This window comes from Dokdonella fugitiva (genome assembly GCF_014138265.1).
GTDB lineage: Bacteria > Pseudomonadota > Gammaproteobacteria > Xanthomonadales > Rhodanobacteraceae > Dokdonella_A > Dokdonella_A fugitiva_A.
In genome coordinates, this window is record NZ_JACGXL010000001.1 from 473,980 (window position 1) to 493,759 (window position 19,780).

The 19,780-nt window shown below is 68.7% G+C and carries 21 protein-coding genes; 5 read left to right on the forward strand and 16 right to left on the reverse strand.

From position 1 onward, the window contains the following. Window positions 1-60 precede the first annotated feature (60 nt). From bamB to ndk, 6 genes are all read right to left on the reverse strand, one after another. Window positions 61-1,260, reverse strand: a complete 1,200-nt coding sequence (bamB, locus tag FHW12_RS02210; RefSeq protein WP_182529353.1) for an outer membrane protein assembly factor BamB — start codon at window positions 1,258-1,260, stop codon at window positions 61-63. Further along, complete coding sequence (locus FHW12_RS02215) at window positions 1,257-1,946, reverse strand: YfgM family protein (RefSeq protein ID WP_182529354.1); 690 nt, start codon at window positions 1,944-1,946, stop codon at window positions 1,257-1,259. The genes bamB and FHW12_RS02215 overlap by 4 nt, the downstream gene beginning before the upstream one ends. 184 nt (window positions 1,947-2,130) lie before the next feature. Next, window positions 2,131-3,150 carry a helix-turn-helix domain-containing protein gene (locus tag FHW12_RS02220; RefSeq protein ID WP_182529355.1) on the reverse strand — a complete coding sequence of 340 codons (1,020 nt, stop codon included), beginning with the start codon at window positions 3,148-3,150 and terminating at the stop codon, window positions 2,131-2,133. A 157-nt stretch (window positions 3,151-3,307) separates the two neighbouring features. Further along, a complete protein-coding gene (gene pilW / locus FHW12_RS02225; RefSeq protein WP_182529356.1) occupies window positions 3,308-4,084 on the reverse strand; it encodes a type IV pilus biogenesis/stability protein PilW in 777 nt (258 codons plus the stop codon). After that, window positions 4,074-5,201, reverse strand: a complete 1,128-nt coding sequence (gene rlmN / locus FHW12_RS02230) for a 23S rRNA (adenine(2503)-C(2))-methyltransferase RlmN (protein WP_182530112.1) — start codon at window positions 5,199-5,201, stop codon at window positions 4,074-4,076. Before rlmN ends, pilW begins: the two co-directional genes overlap by 11 nt. Continuing rightward, the gene (gene ndk, locus FHW12_RS02235) at window positions 5,198-5,623 is read right to left on the reverse strand and encodes a nucleoside-diphosphate kinase (protein ID WP_182529357.1); all 426 of its coding nucleotides are present in this window, start codon (window positions 5,621-5,623) and stop codon (window positions 5,198-5,200) included. The genes rlmN and ndk overlap by 4 nt, the downstream gene beginning before the upstream one ends. Before the next feature lie 233 nt (window positions 5,624-5,856). Here ndk and FHW12_RS02240 point away from each other — a divergent pair, with 233 nt between their 5' ends. Then, window positions 5,857-6,480 (forward strand): TetR family transcriptional regulator, encoded by a 624-nt coding sequence (locus FHW12_RS02240; RefSeq protein ID WP_182529358.1) that lies wholly within the window; start codon window positions 5,857-5,859, stop codon window positions 6,478-6,480. Here the strand turns inward: FHW12_RS02240 and FHW12_RS02245 are convergent. Continuing rightward, window positions 6,470-6,610, reverse strand: a complete 141-nt coding sequence (locus FHW12_RS02245; protein ID WP_182529359.1) for a hypothetical protein — start codon at window positions 6,608-6,610, stop codon at window positions 6,470-6,472. The genes FHW12_RS02240 and FHW12_RS02245 overlap by 11 nt on opposite strands. A 21-nt stretch (window positions 6,611-6,631) precedes the next feature. Between FHW12_RS02245 and FHW12_RS02250 the strand changes: the two genes are divergently transcribed. The 3 genes from FHW12_RS02250 to FHW12_RS02260 all read left to right on the forward strand — a co-directional run bounded on the left by FHW12_RS02250 (window position 6,632) and on the right by FHW12_RS02260 (window position 10,680). Continuing rightward, on the forward strand, window positions 6,632-9,007 hold the full coding sequence (locus FHW12_RS02250; RefSeq protein WP_182529360.1) for a 3-hydroxyacyl-CoA dehydrogenase/enoyl-CoA hydratase family protein: 2,376 nt from the start codon (window positions 6,632-6,634) through the stop codon (window positions 9,005-9,007). A gap of 132 nt (window positions 9,008-9,139) precedes the next feature. Further along, window positions 9,140-10,336: an acetyl-CoA C-acyltransferase gene (locus FHW12_RS02255; RefSeq protein WP_182529361.1), complete on the forward strand. Its 1,197-nt coding sequence runs from the start codon at window positions 9,140-9,142 to the stop codon at window positions 10,334-10,336. A 2-nt stretch (window positions 10,337-10,338) separates the two neighbouring features. Further along, window positions 10,339-10,680 (forward strand): hypothetical protein, encoded by a 342-nt coding sequence (locus tag FHW12_RS02260; RefSeq protein WP_182529362.1) that lies wholly within the window; start codon window positions 10,339-10,341, stop codon window positions 10,678-10,680. Window positions 10,681-10,682: 2 nt separating this feature from the next. On the opposite strand, the gene FHW12_RS02265 is transcribed toward FHW12_RS02260, so the two are convergent. Together FHW12_RS02265 and FHW12_RS02270 are read right to left on the reverse strand one after the other, a co-directional pair. Further along, on the reverse strand, window positions 10,683-11,015 hold the full coding sequence (locus FHW12_RS02265; protein ID WP_182529363.1) for a tRNA-binding protein: 333 nt from the start codon (window positions 11,013-11,015) through the stop codon (window positions 10,683-10,685). Between the two features lie 91 nt (window positions 11,016-11,106). After that, window positions 11,107-12,039, reverse strand: a complete 933-nt coding sequence (locus FHW12_RS02270; protein ID WP_182529364.1) for a hypothetical protein — start codon at window positions 12,037-12,039, stop codon at window positions 11,107-11,109. 103 nt (window positions 12,040-12,142) lie between these two features. On the opposite strand from FHW12_RS02270, the gene FHW12_RS02275 reads away from it, so the two are divergent. After that, a complete protein-coding gene (locus tag FHW12_RS02275) occupies window positions 12,143-12,562 on the forward strand; it encodes a hypothetical protein (protein WP_182529365.1) in 420 nt (139 codons plus the stop codon). A 9-nt stretch (window positions 12,563-12,571) separates the two neighbouring features. Here the strand turns inward: FHW12_RS02275 and FHW12_RS02280 are convergent, their stop codons facing one another. The 7 genes from FHW12_RS02280 to FHW12_RS02310 form a co-directional block, all read right to left on the reverse strand. Then, a complete protein-coding gene (locus FHW12_RS02280; protein ID WP_182529366.1) occupies window positions 12,572-13,738 on the reverse strand; it encodes a trans-sulfuration enzyme family protein in 1,167 nt (388 codons plus the stop codon). A gap of 30 nt (window positions 13,739-13,768) precedes the next feature. After that, on the reverse strand, window positions 13,769-14,281 hold the full coding sequence (locus FHW12_RS02285; RefSeq protein WP_182529367.1) for a DUF11 domain-containing protein: 513 nt from the start codon (window positions 14,279-14,281) through the stop codon (window positions 13,769-13,771). Between the two features lie 120 nt (window positions 14,282-14,401). Next, a complete protein-coding gene (gene galU, locus FHW12_RS02290) occupies window positions 14,402-15,277 on the reverse strand; it encodes a UTP--glucose-1-phosphate uridylyltransferase GalU (protein WP_182529368.1) in 876 nt (291 codons plus the stop codon). 37 nt (window positions 15,278-15,314) lie between these two features. Next, the gene (locus FHW12_RS02295; protein WP_182529369.1) at window positions 15,315-17,195 is read right to left on the reverse strand and encodes a polysaccharide biosynthesis protein; all 1,881 of its coding nucleotides are present in this window, start codon (window positions 17,193-17,195) and stop codon (window positions 15,315-15,317) included. After that, entirely contained in the window at window positions 17,182-18,243 is a 1,062-nt protein-coding gene (locus tag FHW12_RS02300) for an MraY family glycosyltransferase (RefSeq protein ID WP_182529370.1), read from the reverse strand. Before FHW12_RS02300 ends, FHW12_RS02295 begins: the two co-directional genes overlap by 14 nt. Before the next feature lie 34 nt (window positions 18,244-18,277). After that, a complete protein-coding gene (gene lapB / locus FHW12_RS02305; RefSeq protein ID WP_182529371.1) occupies window positions 18,278-19,453 on the reverse strand; it encodes a lipopolysaccharide assembly protein LapB in 1,176 nt (391 codons plus the stop codon). Next, on the reverse strand, window positions 19,450-19,725 hold the full coding sequence (locus FHW12_RS02310) for a lipopolysaccharide assembly protein LapA domain-containing protein (RefSeq protein ID WP_182529372.1): 276 nt from the start codon (window positions 19,723-19,725) through the stop codon (window positions 19,450-19,452). The genes lapB and FHW12_RS02310 overlap by 4 nt, the downstream gene beginning before the upstream one ends. Between the last annotated feature and the right edge of the window lie 55 nt (window positions 19,726-19,780).

Below are 19,780 nucleotides of genomic sequence, written 5' to 3' on the forward strand. Positions count from 1 at the left end.
CACGGCGCAATCGCCGCGCGGGGCCGACGGGCCCGGCGTGGCGCCGGACCCGATGTGCGGTCACTGCCGGGCGCGATAGGCGCCGATATGGCCCTTCACGTCCTCGACGTAGACGAGGTCGCCGACGACCAGCGGCGCGCCTTCGATCGGCTTGCGGCTCAGGCGCTCGCGCGCGGCGAACTTGCCTTCGTCGAGGCTGAGCCAGTGCACGTAGCCCTCGATGTCACCGACGACGACGTACTTGCCCTGGATCGCCGGCGCGGTCAGCCAGCGATACTTGAGCTGGTCCTGCTTCCACAGGTTGACGCCGGTCTCCCGATCGAACGCCCACACGTTGCCGTCCGCGTCGATCGCGACGAGCGTGTTGCCGCTGACCGCCGTGCCCGTGTAGCTGGAGAGGTCGCGCTGCCACACCGGGCGACCGCTGTCGAGCGCGATCGCCGCGAGCTGGCCGCGATAACCGGCCGCGTACAGTGCCTGGCCGTCGGAGACGATGTTGCCATCGACGTCGGCGAGGCGCTCGACCTCGGTGCGACCTTCACCGCCCGAGAGCGTCTGCGACCACAGCTCGTTGCCGTCGTCGAGGCGCACCGCGACGACGCGGCCATTGTCGTAGCCGTCGTAGACGACGCCATTGGCGATCAGCGGCGCCGAATTGCTGCGCAGGCTCAGCGCGGGCACCGACTGGTCGAAGATCCACTTGCGGCTGCCGTCGGCGGCGTCGAGGCCGACGAGGCGGCCATCGTTGCTGCGCACGACGACGATGCCGTTGGCGATCGCGGGCGCGGCGACGATTTCCGAACTCATCTGTGCCTTCCAGCGCTCCGAACCGTCGGCTGCCGACAACGCGTAGACCTGGCCGTCGAGGCCACCGACGACGACGAGGTCGCCCTCGGCGGTCGGGCCGCCGGACCAGCGCAGCGAATTGTCGCGACGCGACCAGAAGCGCCAGCCATGGCGCTCGCCGAGGCGCGTGTGCCAGAGCGTGCGGCCGGTCGTCGCGTCGATCGCTTCGATGCTGCCGTCGACGCCTGCGGCATACAGGCGACCATCGGCGACGCCCGGCGCGAGGCGTGCACCGGAGGCACCGGCGCCGGAACCGACGCCTTCGCTCCAGACGCGATCGACCTGCGTGGTCGGCGCGAATTCGACGAGTTCGGTCGGCGGCTGGACGTTGTCCTTCTTGCCGAGGCTCTTCAGCCAGGTGCAACCGGACAGCGAAACGGCGACGGCTGCAGCGAGCAGGAGGGTGCGCTTCATGGGGCCGGCTTCTCCATGGCCGGAACGACGACCGCTGCGGCCGCGGGCGCGTTGCCGCCGAGATCGTCGAGCTTCATCTTGAGCGCGCTGTCCTGCCCCATCATCATGTCGGCGGTGTTGGCGAGCGCTTCGGCGTACGCCTTGCGCGCGTCGTCCGTGCGACCGAGCTTGAGGTAGGCGTCGCCGCGGAGTTCCGCGGCCGACGATGCGTAGCTGTCCGCGGGCAGTGCTTCGACGAGCTTGAGCGCGCCGTCGGCGTCGCCCTGCGCGAGCTTCACGCGCGCGCTGCGCAGCGCGATCAGCGCGGCGAGGCTGTCGTCCTGCGCATGCTCGCGTGCCCAGTCGAGCGCGCTCGCGGCACCGGCGAGGTCGTTCTTGCCGACCGCGATCTCGGCCTGTTGCAGGGCGGCGAGCACCGCGTACGCGGACTTCGGGAAATCGCTGCGAAGGGTGTCGGCGACCTTGGCGGCATCGTCCGGCTTCTTCGCCTCGACCGCCTCGGCGAGCGCCTGGTAGCGGCTCGCGGCGGCTTCGTTCTGGCTCGCCTGGTGGCTGTTCCACTGGCGCCAGCCGAAGATCAGGACCAGCCCCAGCGCGATGCCTGCCGCGATCGCCGCGGCGTTCTCGCGCAACCACTTCTGGACCAGTTCCCCTTGCTCGTGTTCGTCAAGAACGTCGAAAGACATGCATTCACCCGGAAGGACATCGATGCGGAAAGCCGGTCGCGCGGCGCGCCGGCCCAAAGGCGGTCAAGGTTAGCAGGAAACCGCGGCGGCGCGCCCGGCGCTGCGGGCGGCACGATTCAGCGGGCGCTCACCCGCGCGCGGTGGCAGGCCGGCGGCTTCCGCGATCGCGGAAGCCAACCGGTTGTCATTGCTCGACGCGACTGGGCCGCGCGGCGCTGCCGTCGGCGAGCAGCCTGAAATGTGCGACGTTGCCGCGCTGGAACTGCGCAAGGTCGAAGGCGCTGCCGTCGACGCTCACTTCGGCGCCCTGGGCGTTGCCGATGCGTACGGATACCTGCGCGTCGCTGCGGTAGGCGTGTTCGCTGCCGGCCGAAAGCATGCCGTACTCGAGGCGACGGCCGTCGACGGTAACGATCTCGACCCAGCTCTGCTGCGCGAGCTTGAGGTGGATCAGGTGTGCGCCCTCACCGGTGACCGTCGCCGGTGCGGGCGCTGCTTCCGCCTTCGGTTCCGCCGGCGCGACCGATGGGAACGGCGTCATCGACGCGACCACGGGCGCCTGTTCCTGGCCGGTCGCATCCGCCTGCGCCGCTGCCGCGGACTCGGCCGGCACGGCGTGCGCGTCCGGCGAGGACGCCATCGCGTCCGTCGATCCCGCCGCGTTCGACGCGGCGCCTGCCGGGATCTCCGCGAGCGCGACGTGCGCGGGTGGATCGAGCGGCGTGGTGCGCACGAGGTTCTGTTCGATCCCGCCGTGCGTGGCCAGCCATACGGCCGGCACGACGATGATCGCGGTGAGCGCGAGGTACGTCGCACTGCCGGAGTAGCGCTCGACCAGGTAGCGCGTATGCGAGATCGTGCCGGTCGCGACGAGCGGGGCGGTCTGTGCATGCGCCGCCGCGACGCGCGTCGCCTGCTCCTCGGGCACGCCGACCAGGCGCGCGTACGCGGACAGGTAACCACGCAGGAATACGCCGTCACTGATCCCCGCGTAATCGTCGCGCTCGAGGCGCTCGACCAGCTTGAGCGGAAGTTTGAGGCGCGCAGCGACATCGGCGCTGCTCAGGCCGCGCCTCTCGCGCTCGGTCGCAAGGCGCTGTCCAAGCGGAGCTTCGACACGGTCGCGCAGGTCCATCGGCGCCGTTTCATGGACGTCCTGCGATGCGGAATGCTCGTTCACTTCGGTGGCCTCTTCGGCTCTCATCGGGTGGATTCCTCTGGACAGGGGCAGCGCCAGCTGGCTGCACTCCGCGTCCGCCTCGTCAGGCCCGCACGTCCGCTGCGGGCTCCCCTTCGCTGCATGCGCCGCGGTCGCGTCGACCGCGATCCCGGAATACCGTTCAGTACCACTCACCGCTTCCCTACCCCTGCGAATTCAGCGACCGCGCTTCGGAAGAATCCGGGAAGTTGCGCAACAACTTGCGTGAATACTCGCTCGCACCACTCGCATTGCCCAGGCGCAGCTCGATGTTGCGACCGAGCATGAGCGCGTCGGCACGCGGCTGGGCGAGCGACTCGAACCGCTGCACGAACGCGCGCGCCTTCATGTAGTCGCCCTTGCCGTACAGGATCGAGCCGAGCGCGAGCAGCGCTTCGGCGTCGTTCGGATTGAGTGCCAATGCCTGGCGCAGCACCTTCTCGGCTTCCTCAGTCTTGCCCGCCTTGGTCAGGCAAGCACCCGAGTTGCCCAACGCGAGCGCCGGGGTCTGGTAGAACGGATCGGACAACGCGCGCGTGAAGTACTGCTGCGCTTCGTCATAGTGCCCCTGCGTGCAGAGGAAGCGGCCGTAGTTGTTGTTCTCGGCGCCGCCCTTCGGCTTCAGCTGCGCGGCGCGGCGATAGTGTTCCTCGGCCTTCGGCAGGTCGTTGATGCTCTCGTAGAGCACCGCGATCACCGTGTGTGCGTCGACGTAATCCGGGTTGAATTCGAGCGCCTTGTTGAGCTTTTCGAGCGCGAGTTCGAGCTTGCCCTGCTGCAGGTACTTCTGGCCGAGTTCGGTGTGCACGCGCGCGGCATCGTCGCGCTGGGTCGCGGGGTCGTCCTTCTTCACCACGCTCTCGGGGCCGCTCTGGCAGCCACCGAGCAGGCCGATGGACGCCGCGAGCAGCGCCGCGCGGATGACATGCTCACGCGGCATCGGCGACGCCCCCTTCGAGCTTGCGGCGGAATTCCGCCTGGCGCCGCGTGCGGTCCATCACCTGGCCCTTGAGCTGGCCGCAGGCTGCGTCGATGTCGTCGCCGCGCGTGCGGCGCACCATCGTCAGCACGTCGGCGTCGAGCAGGATCTTCTGGAACGCGCGGATGTCCGCTTCCTCGGAGCGCTCGAAACGCGTGCCGTGGAACGGGTTGAACGGGATCAGGTTGACCTTCGCGGGCAGCCGGCGCATGAGCTTGATCAGCTGGCGCGCGTGCTCGGGCTTGTCGTTGACGCCCTTCAGCATCGTGTATTCGAACGTGATCGTCGTGCGCGGGCGGCGCGAGGCGTAGCGCGCGCACGCCGCGAGCAGTTCGGCGATCGGGTACTTCTTGTTGAGCGGCACGAGTTCGGTGCGCAACTCGTCGTTCGGCGCGTGCAGCGAAACCGCGAGCGAGACGTCGCTCGATTCGGACAGCTTGTCGATCATCGGCACGAGGCCGGCGGTCGACAACGTCACGCGCTTGTTGGCGAGCCCGAAGCCGAGGTCGTCGCGCATGACGTCCATCGCGGTGACGACGTTGTCGAAGTTCAGCAGCGGTTCGCCCATGCCCATCATCACGACATTGGTGAGCTTGCGCTGGTGGTGCGGCACGTTGCCGAGATGCTTCGCCGCGACCCACACCTGGCCGATGATCTCGGCAGCGGAGAGATTGCGGTTGAAACCCTGCGTCGCGGTCGAGCAGAACTGGCAGTTCAGGCCGCAGCCGACCTGCGAGGACACGCACAGCGTGCCGCGCGAGGTTTCCGGGATGAACACCGCCTCGATGGCGTTGCCGCCGTCCATACCGAGCAGCCACTTGTGCGTGCCGTCGCTCGCCTGCTTCTCGAACAGCGTGTTCGGCGGCGTGATCTCGATCGCATCGGTGAGCTTGTCGCGCAAGGCCTTGCCGACGTCGGTCATCTGCGCGAAGTCGGTGACGTGGCGGTGGTAGACCCACTTCATGACTTGGTCGGCGCGATACGGCTTCTCGCCGAGCTGCGCGAACAGGTCGCGCAGCCCCTTGCGGTCGTAGTCGAACAGGTTGGCCTTCGCCGTCGTCACGATCGCTTTCCTCAGCGCGCGCTGATCTCAGTGTCCGCGAAGAAATACGCGATTTCCACCTTTGCGGTTTCCGGCGCGTCGGAGCCGTGCACCGCGTTGGCATCGATGGAGCTCGCGAAATCCGCGCGGATCGTGCCCGGCGCAGCATCCTTCGGGTTGGTCGCGCCCATGAGTTCGCGGTTCTTCAGCACCGCGCCTTCGCCTTCGAGCGCCTGGATCATCACCGGGCCGGAGATCATGAATTCGACGAGCGCGTTGAAGAACGGGCGCTCGCGGTGGACCGCGTAGAAACCTTCGGCTTCCTTGCGCGACAGATGCTTCATCTTCGCCGCGATGATCTTGAGACCCGCCTTCTCGAAACGGGTGTAGATCTCACCGATGACGTTCTTCGCCACTGCATCGGGCTTGATGATCGAAAGGGTGCGCTCCAGCGCCATGTGCCGGTTTCTCCAGTCAGGTCGGTTTTCTCGGGGACGGCCGGGCCGCGTTCTGGCGCCCGGATGCCGTTATATCGCCAAATCCGCGCCAATCCGCGGGCTTAGCTCACATTATCGTGCAAGATTCTAGCTAATTAATGGCGCGTTGGACACAACTTCTGTTCAGCCATTTGACCCGCCGGCACCGACTCGCCTAGCATTCAAACGATCGTTTGACCCCGTTCGCGAAGGCCGTGCGCAACGCAACCCCCAGCTTTTCGACCAAGGAACGCATCCTCGGCGTCGCCGAAACCCTGTTCGCGCGGCACGGATTCGCCGGCGCCTCGTTGCGCCAGGTGACCGCGGCGGCGAAGGTGAACCTCGCCGCGGTGAACTACCACTTCGGTTCGAAGGAGAGCCTCATCGAGGAGGTGTTCCGCCGCCGCCTCGACGAGCTCAACCGCCATCGTCTCGCCGCGCTCGCGGCCGTGCAGGCGTGCGCGGACCACACGCTCGAGGACGTGCTCGACGCCTTCATCCGACCCGCGCTCGAGCAGTCGATGGACAGCGCCGGCGGCGCAGCCTTCGTGCGCGTGCTCGCGCGCGCCTACGCCGAACACGACGAACGCCTGCGCAAGTTCCTGTCCGACAACTACGGCCACGTGCTGCGCGACTTCGCCGCCGCGTTCGCCCGGCTGCTTCCGCAGCTGGACAAGGAGGAACTCTACTGGCGGCTGGACATCGTCGCCGGCGCGCTCACCTACGCGATGGCCGATTTCGGCATGATCAAGCGCAAGAGCGACGTCAGCGAGCGCAGCCATCGCGAGCAGGCCGCGCAGCATCTCGTGCGCTTCGCGGCGGCTGGGCTCAGAGCTTGATGCCATCATCCTCGATTGCGGCTCCGACGTGGCACATCGCCTTGCGCGGCACTTCGGGCTCGTATCGTTCAAAACTGCCATCCATGGCCTTCATCGACGGCAACGCATCGCCGGCAACACCGGCATCCATTCTTCAATCCGGAGTCTTTCCATGAGTCACCCGCCCCTCCGTATCCGCAAGGCGGCCGTGCTCGGCGCCGGCGTCATGGGCGCGCAGATCGCCGCGCACCTCGCCAACGCCGACGTCCAGACGCTGCTGTTCGACCTGCCGGCGAAGGACGGCGACAAGAACGGCATCGCGCTCAAGGCGATCGCCAACCTCGCCAAGCTCTCGCCGGCCCCGCTCGCCGAGAAGGCGAAGGTCGGCGGCATCACGCCGGCCAACTACGACGAGCACCTCGAAGCCCTGCGCGGTTGCGACCTCATCATCGAAGCGATCGCGGAACGGCTGGATTGGAAGCTCGACCTTTACAAGAAGATTGCTCCGTATGTATCTGATTCTGCTGTAATCGCGAGCAATACATCCGGCCTCTCGATCAACGCTCTCGCGGAGGCGCTGCCGGCCGCGCTGCAGCCGCGATTCAGCGGCATCCACTTCTTCAACCCGCCGCGCTACATGCACCTGGTCGAGCTGATCCCCGACAGCCGCACCGACCGCGGCGTCCTCGCCGGCCTCGAGGCGTTCCTGACCACGACGCTCGGCAAGGGCGTCGTGCACGCGAAGGACACGCCGAACTTCATCGGCAACCGCATCGGCGTGTTCTCGATCCTCGCGACGATGCACCACACCGCGCAGTCCGGCCTCGGCTTCGACCTCGTCGACGCGCTGACCGGCCCGGTGATAGGCCGGCCGAAGAGTGCGACCTATCGCACGGCCGACGTGGTCGGCCTCGACACGATGGCGCACGTGATCAAGACGATGGCGGACACGCTGCCGGACGACCCGTGGCACGCGCATTTCCAGTCGCCCGCATGGCTGTCGGCGCTCATCGCCAAGGGCGCGCTCGGCCAGAAGACGGGCGCCGGCATCTACACCAAGCGCGGCAAGGACATCGTGGTGCTCGACCTCGCCCAGCAGGACTACGTGCCCGCGGCGGCGAAGCCGTCGGACGAGGTCGCCGCGATCCTGGCGATCAGGAACCCGGCCGAGAAGTTCGGCAAACTGCGCGCGGCGTCCGATCCGCAGGCGCAGTTCCTGTGGGCGGTGTTCCGCGACCTCTTCCACTACTCCGCCTACCACCTCGCCGACATCGCCGACACCGCGCGCGACGTCGACCTCGCGATCCGCTGGGGCTACGGCTGGAAGCTCGGACCGTTCGAGACCTGGCAGACCGCGGGCTGGGCCGACGTCGCGAAATGGATCGCCGAAGACATCGCGGCCGGCAAGGCGATGAGCACGGCACCGTTGCCCGCGTGGGTCGGCAAGGTCGACGGCGTGCATCACGCCGGCGGTTCGTATTCGCCGCGCACCGGCAAGGACGAGCCGCGCTCGTCGCACCCGGTGTACGCGCGCCAGCTGTTCCCGGACGCGCTCGTCGGCGAGACGTTCGATACCGGCACCACGCTGTGGGAAAACGACGGCGTGCGCCTGTGGCGACACGGCGGCGAGCGCGTCGGCATCCTCTCGTTCAAGACCAAGATGAACACGGTCAACGACGCGGTGCTCGACGGCATCCAGCTGGCGATCGGCTACGCCGAGAAGAACCTCGACGCGATCGTGATCTGGCAGGACAGCGACAAGGCGTTCTCCGCTGGCGCGGACCTCAAGGGCATGCTCGGCTTCGTGCAGGCCGGGCAGATCGATCGCCTCGAGACGATGATCGCGAACTTCCAGAAGACGAGCATGCGCATCAAGTATTCGCTCGTGCCGGTCGTCGCCGCGGTGCGTGGCCTCGCGCTCGGCGGGGGTTGCGAGTTCCAGATGCACTGCGCGCGCACGGTCGCCGCGCTGGAAAGCTACATCGGCCTCGTCGAAGCCGGCGTCGGCCTGCTGCCGGCGGGCGGCGGACTCAAGGAAATCGCGGTGCGTGCGTCTCAGCGCACCGCCGACGGCGACGCGTTCCCCGAGATCAAGCGCATGTTCGAGGCGGTCGCGCAGGCGAAGACGTCCGGCAGTGCGTTCGAAGCGAAGCAGCTCGGCTTGCTGCGTCCGGACGATGTCGTCGTGTTCAATGGTTTCGAGTTGCTCTACGTGGCGAAGCAGGTCGCGGCCGCGATGGCCGAGTCGGGCTATCGCCCGCCGTTGCCGGCGAACGCGGTGACGGTCGCCGGCGATGTCGGCCTCGCGACGCTGCGGATGGCGCTGGTCAACATGCTCGAGGGTCGCTTCATCTCGGCGCACGACGACGTCATCGCGACGCGCATCGGCGACGTGCTCTGCGGCGGCGCGATCGAACGCGGCTCGCAGGTCGACGAGCAGTGGCTGCTCGACCTCGAGCGCAGGCACTTCTTCGAACTCGCGCAGATGCCCAAGACGCAGGAACGCATCGCGCACACGCTGGCCACGGGCAAACCCTTGCGCAACTAGTCGACGTCGTCCCGCCGAACGCCGGGATCCATTCGGCCTTCCCGACGCAACGACGATTGGATGCCGGCTTACGCCGGAGTGACGAAAACCGATGACGAGCGCAGCACCGCGCGTGCTGCGCGGGAGAACACAATGAGCAAGCAGATCCAGGACGCCTACATCGTCTCCGCCGTGCGCACGCCGGTCGGCAAGGCGCCGCGCGGCGTATTCCGCAACACCCGTCCCGACGACCTGCTCGCGCACGTGATCCGTGCCGCGGTCGCGAAGGCGCCGGGCATCGACCTTTCGCAGATCGGCGACGCCGTGATCGGCTGCGCGATGCCCGAGGCCGAGCAAGGCATGAACGTCGCACGCATCGGCGTGCTGCTCGCCGGCCTGCCGGACAGCGTGCCCGGCGTGACGATCAACCGCTTCTGCTCCTCCGGCGTACAGGCGATCGCGATGGCCGCCGATCGCATCCGTCTCGGCGAAGCCGACCTCATGCTCGCGGGCGGCACCGAAAGCATGAGCATGGTGCCGATGATGGGCCACAAGATCGCGATGAACCCGGCCGCATTCAGCGACGAGAACGTCGCGATCGCCTACGGCATGGGCATCACCGCGGAAAAGGTCGCCGAACAGTGGAAGGTCAGCCGCGAGGACCAGGATGCGTTCGCGCTCGCCTCGCACCAGAAGGCACTCGCGGCGATCGCCACCGGCGAATTCGCCGACGAGATCGCACCGTTCACGCTCGCCGACCACTATCCCGACGTCGCGACGCACACGATCCGCGACGACGCGCGCGTGATCGCGGTCGACGAAGGCCCGCGCAAGGACACGAGCCTCGAGGGCCTCGCCAAGCTCAAGCCGGTGTTCCGCATGGGCGGCAGCGTGACCGCCGGCAATGCCTCGCAGATGTCCGACGGCGCGGGCGCACTGCTGATCGCGAGCGAGAAGGCGATCAGGCAGTACGGCCTCACGCCGATCGCGCGCTTCGTCGGATTCTCGGTCGCCGGCGTCAAGCCCGAGATCATGGGCATCGGCCCGATCGCGGCGATCCCCAAGGCGCTCGCGCAGGCGGGGCTGAAGCAGGATCAGCTCGACTGGATCGAGCTCAACGAAGCGTTCGCCGCGCAGGCGCTCGCGGTGATACGCGACGTCGGCCTCGACCCGGTGAAAGTGAACCCGCTCGGCGGCGCGATCGCGCTCGGCCATCCGCTCGGTGCGACCGGCGCGATCCGCGCCGCGACCCTGCTGCACGGCCTGCGCCGCCGCAAGCAGAAGTACGGCATGGTCACGATGTGCATCGGCACGGGCATGGGCGCGGCGGGCATCTTCGAAGCCCTCTGACGATGATCGTCGGACCCGTCGCCGTCGCGCTCGCCGGCACTGCGGCAGGCGTCGCCTGCTGCAGTGCGTGGATGATCGCGACAGCGCATGGCGAAGGTCTCCAGGCACCTGCATTGCGAGGGGCCGCGGCGATCCTCGCGTTCCTCGCCCTCGTCCTCCCCTGGGTACAGCTCGGCCTCGGCAGCCTGTTCGGCGGTTCGCTCGAACGGATACTGTCGTTCGACACGAACGCCTATGGAAGCCGCCGCCACATCGTCCCGCTGCTCGGGATGTGGGCCTGCTTCGCGGCCGCGCTGGAAGCGATCGCCGTCGCTGCCGTGCTCGCGCTGCGCCGGCGCTCGTAGCGTCAGGCGAGCCGCGTTCCGTTCGGCACCGGTCGTTCGATCGCGCCGACGACGACGCCCTGCTCTGTCGGGAAACCCGTGAGCAGGAACTCCGAAACGAACGGACCGACCTGCTTCGGCGGGAAGTTGATCACGCCGACGACCTGCCGGCCGACGAGATCGTCCGGTGCGTACAAGGCCGTTACCTGTGCGCTCGTCTTCTTCTCGCCGTACGGGCCGAAATCGACCCAGATCTTGTAGGCGGGCTTGCGCGCCTCGGGAAACCGTTCGACGCGCGTGACCGTGCCGGCAACGAGCAGCACCTTCTCGAAGTCGCTCCAGGCGATATGTTCCATGAGGTTCCTGCCGTGCACGAACATGCGGCCACGGTCGGCCGCGGGTAGACGATTGAAGCGCGATCGCCGTCGATCCGCGGCTCGTCGGCGACTAGGGCGACGCCGGACCGATCGCAGCGGATTCCAATCCGACCTGCACCCAGCCGAGGTTGATGCCGATACGCGTCGCTTCCGGATTCGTCCACGCATAGGCGAGCGTGCGTCCGCTCGCATCGTCGACGACCGACAGCTTGAGCACCGGGACGTTGCCGTCGCGATAGGTCAGGCGCTCGAGCGCGAGCGAGTAGCCCGACGGACGACCGTCGCGGTACGCGAGCGCGTAGCGTCCGCCTTCGTTGCCGAGGCCGACCTTGCGATCGGTGTGCCAGTCGTTGCTGTCCGCGGCCGCGGTCGGACCGCCGCCGTTGAGGGCAGCCCAGCCCTGGAAGCGCCGCACGAGCCGAAGATCCTCGCGTGCTTCGGCGCCGCGCGCCTGGTCGACGTAGAGCCGCACGCGCAACCATTCGCCGTCGCGCTCGACCGCGAGTGGAAGCAACGCGGCGCTGGCGCCGACGCCCGGCGCGATCACTGCGCACGCGTTCACGTCCGCGGCGAGCTGCAGGCCGTGCGCGCCGGCGCGGCCACGCAGCGCGCACGCGTCCAGCGCGATCCATTGCGCGACATCGAAGTCCTTGCCGCGGCCGGGCTCGGCGATCGTCGGGCGATGCGGCAACCAGACGATGCTGCCGTCCGCGGCCGTCGTCCGGCGCAGCGCCCACGCGGCTTCGATCGGCGTCGAGGCGTCGAGGCGCACGTGCCAGATCGTCCAGTCCTCGCGCGGCGTGCCTTCGATCGCGACGAGCACGTGCGGCGGCGCGATCATCGCCGTGTTCTCGCGCGCGCTCCAGACCTGCTCGTGGTTGTCGTATTCGCCCTGCACGGACGTCGTCGCCGGCGACGCGGCACCCGCCGGCGGCCGACCGAGCGTCTGGCACGCGGCCAGGGTGAGCGCGCACAGCGCGGCGAGCATGAATCGGAGGTCCATCGCGCAAGCATAGCAGCCGCGACCAGCGCGGCGATTCGGCGACGGACGGCGCTTCGCTCGCGACCGGCCCTCGCTATAGTGCGCGCACTTCCCCGGGGGTGGCATGACGACCGATATCCAGCGCGCCGATACCCGCCTGCGCCGAACGACCGCGCTCGTGCTCGCGCTCGCCGTACCCGCGGCGGCCGCGCTCGTGTACTTCGCGCAGCGCTGGTTGATCGAACGCGCGATCGCATCCTCGATCGAGGATCTCGTCGTGCAGATGCGCCACTGGATCGGCATCGCCGTCGCCGCGAGCGCCGCGTGCCTGTTCGTGCTGGCTATCCACGCGCTGCGCCGGGCCCGTGCAGCGGCCGCGCAGCAGCGCTGGCCGGTGGCGGGCGCGCGCGTCTTGCGCGACACGCCCGTGCGCCACGGCGAAGCCGCATTGCGCGCCGCGCGCCTGCTCAAGCTGGTTTCGCTGCTGCTGTTCGTGTTCGCGGCGGCGACGTTCGCCCTGAGCTGGCGCCTGTTCGGGGTCTGACCGGCTCGGCTACAGCCTCTGCAGCGCCGCCTCGAGATCGCCGACGAGCACGTCGGGCTCTTCCAGGCCGATCGACAGCCGGACGAAATTGAGCGGCACGCCCTGCGCGGGACGCATCGCCGCGTCGCGCGGGAACACCGCGCAGACCGGGAACGCGAGCGACTCGTAGCCGCCCCACGACACCGTCATGAGGAAACGCGTGAGGCCGTCGCAGAATCGCTCGACGGCGGCGACCTCGTCGGTCGCGAGCTCGATCGTGAGCAGCCCGCTCGCCCCTTTCAGCTGCCGCTCGGTCAGGCCGAGCTGCGCGTTGTCCGATGCCCGCGGCGAATGCACGCGGCGCACGCGCGGATGCGCCTCGAGGTAGGCGAGCACGACCGCGGTCGTCGCGGCGATGCGCTGCATGCGGATCGGCAAGGTGCGCAGGCCGCGGATCATGAGCCAGGCGTCGTGCGGCGCGAGGATCGCGCCGAGCGTCATGTACGGCCCACGGAAGACCTCGCGGACGAGTTCGGTGCGGCCGCACAGCACGCCCGCGACGACGTCGCTGTGGCCGTTGAGATACTTCGTCGCCGAGTGCGCGACGAGATCGATGCCGAGCGCGATCGGCGACTGGTTCAGCGGCGTCGCGTAGCTGTTGTCGCAGAGCGTGCGGATGCCGCGCGCGCGCGCGAGCGCGGCGACCGCGGCGAGGTCCTGCTGCTCGAACGTCATCGAGTTCGGGCTTTCGAGCACGATCAGGCTGGTGCGTTCAGTGAGCGCCGCCTCGAAGTTCGCCATGTCGGTGCCGTCGACGAACGTGGTGGCGACGCCGAATCGCCCGAGCAGGTCCTTCAGCACCGCGCGCGTCCAGCTGTACGGCCGGGCGACGCAGACGACGTGATCGCCGCCGGCGACGCAGGCGATCACGCCCGCCGAGATCGCCGCGGCGCCGCTGCCGAACATGAGGCAGTCCTCGGCGCCTTCGAGCGCGGCGACCTTGCGGCGCAGGATCTCGACGGTCGGATTGTTGCCACGCGTGTAGACGTGCCGGCCGAACTCGTCGCGGAAACCCGCGCGCATTGCTTCCACGCTCGGGAACGCGAAGATCGACGATTGCACGATCGGTGGCGCGACCGCGCCGAAATAGCGTTCGCGCTCCTCGCCGAGCTGGTTCAGGATGTAGCTGAGATCCATGCCGGAACGGTCACGCGGCCGCGATCACGCTCACGAACCGTCGCCGTACGGCGTGTCGAAACCTTCACGGAAGATCACGAGCGCATCGCTGTCGGTCGCGCTGGCCGTGGTCGAGTTCCACGTGGCGCTGACCGTGTTGTCGATCGAGTCGCCGCTCGCGTCGACGCGCACGGGCGCGTGCACGAGCCAGGTCAGGCTGTTGCCGGCGGGAATCGCCATGTTCGCGTCGACGAGCGGGCCGGAGCCACTGTCGGTGCAGGTCGCGCCGACGCCGCTCGGCAGGCAGATCCAGGTCGTGAAGGCGGCATCGAGCTGCGGCGGGAATGCGTTCGCGAGGGTCACGCCGGTCGCATCGGCGCCGCCGGTATTGGCGACCGTGACGGTGTAGTCGAGGTAGCCGCCGAGCCGGGCGAAATCATGCGAGTCGTCGATCGTGACCGTCAGCGCAGCCGGGCTGCCGGCGACGGCGAGGCGACTCGCGATGATCGATGCGAGCACCAGCGAAGCCGCGACGCCGCGGCGAAACCGGTCGATCCCTTCCATCGTTAGAGTCCCCTGTGCCGGGCTGCGACGGCCCCGGTGGAATTCTAGGCAAATGCTACGGCATGCGCCAGCGATCGCTGCCTGTACTGCACAACACCTGCGCCCGCCCGTCGCGACGTCTCAGCGCACGTCCGCGATGAATTCGCGCGTCGCCGGCGCGAGTGCCGGATCGGCGAGTGCCATCGCGAGCGTCGCCTTGACCAGGCCGAGCTTGTTGCCGCAGTCGAAGCGCGTGCCCTCGAAGCGGTACGCGAGCACGCTCTGCTCGCCGAGCAGCGCCTCGATCGCGTCGGTCAGCTGGATTTCGCCGCCGGCACCCGGCGTCGTCTTCTCGAGCAGTTCGAAGATGCGCCCGGGCAGCACGTAGCGGCCGACGATCGCGAGGTTCGAGGGCGCGACCTCCGGCTTCGGCTTCTCGACCACGAGCTTGACCTTCGCGGCACGTTCGGACACGGGCGACGCGTCGACGATGCCGTACTTGTTGGTCTGGTCGCGCGGCACTTCCTCGACCGCGATCACGCCCGCGTGCTGCGCGTCAGCAAGTTCGGCCATCTGGCGCAACGCGCCGGGCCCCTTGCCGTTCCAGATGAGGTCGTCGGGCAGCACCACGCCGAACGGCTCGTCGCCGACCACGGGTTTCGCGCACAGCACGGCATGGCCGAGGCCGAGCGCCTCCGGCTGCGTCACGAACACGCAGCGCACGTGCTTGGGCAGGGTGCCCTGCACCATCGCGAGCAGGTCGTTCTTGCCGGATTGGGCGAGCTTGCTCTCGAGTTCGTAGGCCTTGTCGAAATAGTCGGCGATCGCGTGCTTGTAGCGATTCGTCACGAACACGAGCGTGTCGGCGCCGGCGTCGACCGCCTCGTCGACCGCGTACTGGATCAGCGGACGGTCCAGCACCGGCAGCATCTCCTTCGCGACCACCTTGGTCGCCGGCAGGAAACGCGTGCCGAGTCCGGCGACGGGGAAGACCACCTTGCGCAAACGCTTGCTCATGCGATTGTCCTTGTTCGATGTCCTTGGGTTGTCCGGTTCAGCGCGTGCCGAACGTGACGACGTTGTCCTGCGCCGCCTCGATCGAAGCGAACTCGGGCAGCAACTGGTCGAGGATGCGACGCAATGCCTCCTGGTCGAATTCGCGCACTGCCGCTTCGGCCTTGCCGAGCTGTGCGGTCAGCAGCGGCCACGCCATGCTGCGCGGCTGGGCGAGGAAGATCTTCGCATGCGCGGTATCGGTATAGCGCTCCTGCGGGTGGAACAGTTCCTCGAACAGCTTCTCGCCGGGCCGCAGGCCGGTGTACACGATCGCGACGTCGCTGCCTTCGTGCTTGCCGGCGAGGCGGATCATCTGCTCGGCGAGGTCGCGGATCTTCACCGGCTCGCCCATGTCGAGTGCGAAGATCTCACCGCCCTGCCCGAGCACCGCGGCCTGCAGGATGAGCTGGCACGCCTCGGGGATGGTCATGAAATAGCGCGTGATCTCCGGGTGCGTCACGGTCACCGGGCCGCCCGCGCGGATCTGTTCGCGGAAGCGCGGCACGACCGAACCGGCGGAATCGAGCACGTTGCCGAACCGCACCGTGATGAAGTGCGTGCGCGAGTGCTGCGCGAAGTTCTGGCAGAACAGTTCGGCGACGCGCTTGCACGCGCCCATCACGCTGGTCGGGTTGACCGCCTTGTCCGTCGAGATCAGCACGAAACTGTCGGTGCCGTGGCGGTCGGCCGCCTCGGCGACGACACGCGTGCCGAGCACGTTGTTGCGGAACGCCTCGCGCACCTGCCCCTGCAGCAACGGCACGTGCTTGTAGGCGGCGGCGTGGAACACGACTTCCGGTCGCGCCTCGGCGAACACGCGCTCGCAGGCCATCGCGTCGCCGCAGTCGCCGAGCCAGGCGTTGAGCAGCAGGTCGGGATAGTCGCGACGCAGTTCCTGCTCGATCGTGTAGAGGTTGTACTCGGACTGGTCGAGCACGCTCAGCGATTCGACGCCGAGGCGCGCGACCTGGCGGCACAGCTCGGAGCCGATCGAACCGCCGCCACCGGTGACGAGCACGCGCCGCCCGGCGAGCCGCGTGCGAATCGCGGTCCAGTCCAGGCGCACGGGTTCGCGCCCGAGCAGGTCCTCGATCGCCACTTCCTTGAGTTCGTTGAAGCTCGAGCGGCCGGCGACGACATCCTCGAGCCGCGGCACGGTGCGAAACGGCAGGTCGGTCGCTTCGCACAGGTCCACCGCGCGGCGCATCTGCACCTTGTTCGCGGCCGGCATCGCGATCACGAGCATTTCCGCGGCCGTCTCGCGCGCGAGCTGCGGCAATTGGTCGATCGAACCGAGCACGGGCACGCCGTGCACGCGCGCGCCGCGCAGCCCAGGATCGTCGTCGAGGAAACCGACGGCGGCGTAACGGTTCTCGCGACGCAGGTCGCGCACGAGTGCCTCGCCGGCCTTGCCCGCGCCGAGCACGAGCACCCGCTGGCTCGGCGCACGCGACACGAAGTCGAGCCGGCTGTCCTTCCAGTAGCGGTACAGCAGGCGCGGCGCGCCGAGCAGCAACGCGAGCACGAGCGGATAGACGACGAGCACCGTGCGCGGCACGGTCTCGAGGCGGTTGTAGATCGCGAGCGCCATCGCGATCGCGAACGCGCCGAGCACGGCCGCCTTGGCGATGTTCCAGAGGTCGGGCAGGCTCGCGAAGCGCCACAGGCCCTTGTACAGCCCGGTCCACCAGAAGATCGCGCCCTGCGCGGCGATCACGATCCACACCTCCGGCCCGAACAGCGAGACCGGCGAAGGATTCGGTGCGAGCGACCAGCGCATCATGCTCACCGCGCTCCAGGCGAGCCACACCATGAACGTGTCGTGCACGACGACCGCGAGGCGCGGGTGGATCGCGGCGACGGCCCTACGCGGCAGCATGGGCGCTCCGTTGGCGCACGCGACGCACGCACCAGCGCTTGCCGACCCACCAGGCGGCGACGGCGAGGGTGTAGACGGCGACGGAGGGCGTGAGTCCTGCGGGCATCGGGATCTGCGGCGTGCGATTCATGTAGAGAGCGACAGGCAGCGCGACCAGCACGTTCCAGCCCATGTAGAACGCGACGACCCGGGCGTGCGAGAAGCCGCTGCGCACGAGCCACTGGTACAGGTGCTCGCGGTGCGCACTATACCAACGCCGCCCGCCGAGCATGCGCGACAGCAGCGTGCAGGTCGCATCGGTCGCGAAGGCGGAACAGAGGACGAGGCCGCTCGCCGCCGCGATCGTGTCATTGGCGACTTGCCAGATCACGGCCACCGCGAGGGCGAAACCGAGCGCGCCGCTGCCGACATCACCCATGAAGATCAGCGCGCGCGGAAAGTTGAACGGCAGGAAGCCGATGCAGGCGGCCGCACACGCCATGCACAGGGTGGCGCCATCGCCCTCGCGCCAGGCGAACAGCACGGCGAGCGCGGCGAACACGAAGATCGCCTGCCACGCCAGCAGGCCGTTGATGCCGTCCATGAAGTTGTGCAGGTTGATCGACCAGACGACGGCGAACATCGCGATCGATGCGGCGATCACCGCCCATACGTCGACATGCGTGTCGGGAATCGGGATCCCCCAGGACAGCAGCAAGGGCCCGGCGCACACCCACGCTGCCGCGACCGCGTGCATGGCCAGGCGCTTGAGTGCCGACAGCCCGCCGTGATCGTCGAGCCAGCCGACCCACGCGACGCCGAGGAACGGCGGCAACAGCAACGGCAGGTAGTCCGATCGGCCTTCCCGGATCGCCAGTGCGACGCCACCGGCGATCATCGCGGCGACGATCGCGATGCCTCCACCGCGAGGCGTCGCCACGTCGTGCGAACGACGCTGCCCGGGCAGGTCGTACAGGTGCCGGCGATGCGCGTAGCGGATCGCCAGCGCCGTGGCGATCGCCGCGACCGCGGCGGAGGCGACGATCGTCGCGAAACTCGACAGGGACACGCCGTATCCACCGGCCATGCGCGAGGCCGCCGCCCTACTCGCCGACCACGCCGTGGATCGGCCGCACCGAACCCCAGCTCTTGCAGCTCGGGCATTGCCAGTGGTGCGCCTTCGCGCCGAACCCGCAGCGGTTGCAGCGGTACATCGCCTTGCCCTCGACGAGCTGGCGCGTGAGGTCGCGCAGGGTGAGGAAATTCTCGCGCGCCTCGCCGCTCGCGGTGTGCAGGTTGACGTCGATGAGCGCCATCAGCGCGCGCACCGACGGCCGCTGGCGCAGCATGCGGTTGAGGAAATCGACCGCGGCGTCCTCGCCGCGCGTGGTCGCGTACAGCTTCGCCAGCGCGAGCACGGGCGACACGCCCTGGTAGCGCTCGGTGATGTCGAGCAGGAATTCCTCGGCGCGCTGCATCCGCTGCGCGCGCGCGTAGCTGTCGAGCAACGGCGAGAGGATTTCCGGCACGTAGTCGATGTCGAGGTCGGCGACGCGCTCGAACGCGCGGATCGCCGCGTCGAGGTCGCCGTTGGCCGCCTCGATGTGGCCGAGGATCATGCTCGCGCGCACGCACTCGGGCTCGACCGCGAAGGCGTCGTCGACGTGGCGCCGCGCGTCGTCGCGCGCGCCCTGCGCGCGCGCCTGGTCGGCGAGCTCGCAATGGAACTGCGCGATCATCGCACTCTGCGGCTCGCCGGTCGCGCGCTCGAGGCGCTGTGCGTGCTCGATCGCCTTGTCCCAGTCGCGTTCGTGCTGGTAGATCGCGATGAGGTGGCGCAGCGCCGACGGCGCCAGCGCGTCCATCGCGACGAGGTCGGCGAACAGGGTCTCGGCCCGATCGAGCAGGCCGGCGCGCATGTAGTCCTCGCCGAGTTCGAGCAGCGCGACGGTCTTCTCTTCCTGGCTCAGGTTCGGCCGCGCGATGAGGTTCTGGTGCACGCGGATCGCGCGGTCGACCTCGCCGCGGCGACGGAACAGGTTGCCGAGCGCGAGGTGCGTCTCGACCGTGTCGCGATTGATCTCGGCGAGCTTGAGGAACACCTCGATCGCCTTGTCCTGCTGCTCGTTGAGCAGGTAGTTGAGGCCGCGGAAGTAGCTCGTCGACAGTTCGCTCACGCGCGCGCCCGAGGTGCGCTCGCTGCGCCGCCGGCCGAGCACCCAACCGGAGAACGCGGCGACCGGCAGCAGCAGGAACAGCAGGGCGATCACGTTGTTCATGCGTCGTCACGGCCTTCGGCGCGGTGGCGATCGCGCGCGTGGAGGTCACGGATCGTGCGTTGCTGCCGGCTCAGCCGCGGCAGGTGGCCGAGCCAGGCGACGAGGCCACCGAGCAGCCAGCCGAGCACGAGCGCACCGAGCAGCGCACCGCCGAGCGGCAGTTCGCAACGGAAGAAGTAGAAGTCGACCCCGACCGGCGCGCCGTTGAGTGCGCCGAACAGCGCACCGGCCACGACGACGGACAGGAGCAGGACGATCAGGATCAGGCGCATGGAAGATCGCGGCGTTCGGACTCGCGGATGATAGCGGGTCCGGTGCCGTCGCCGC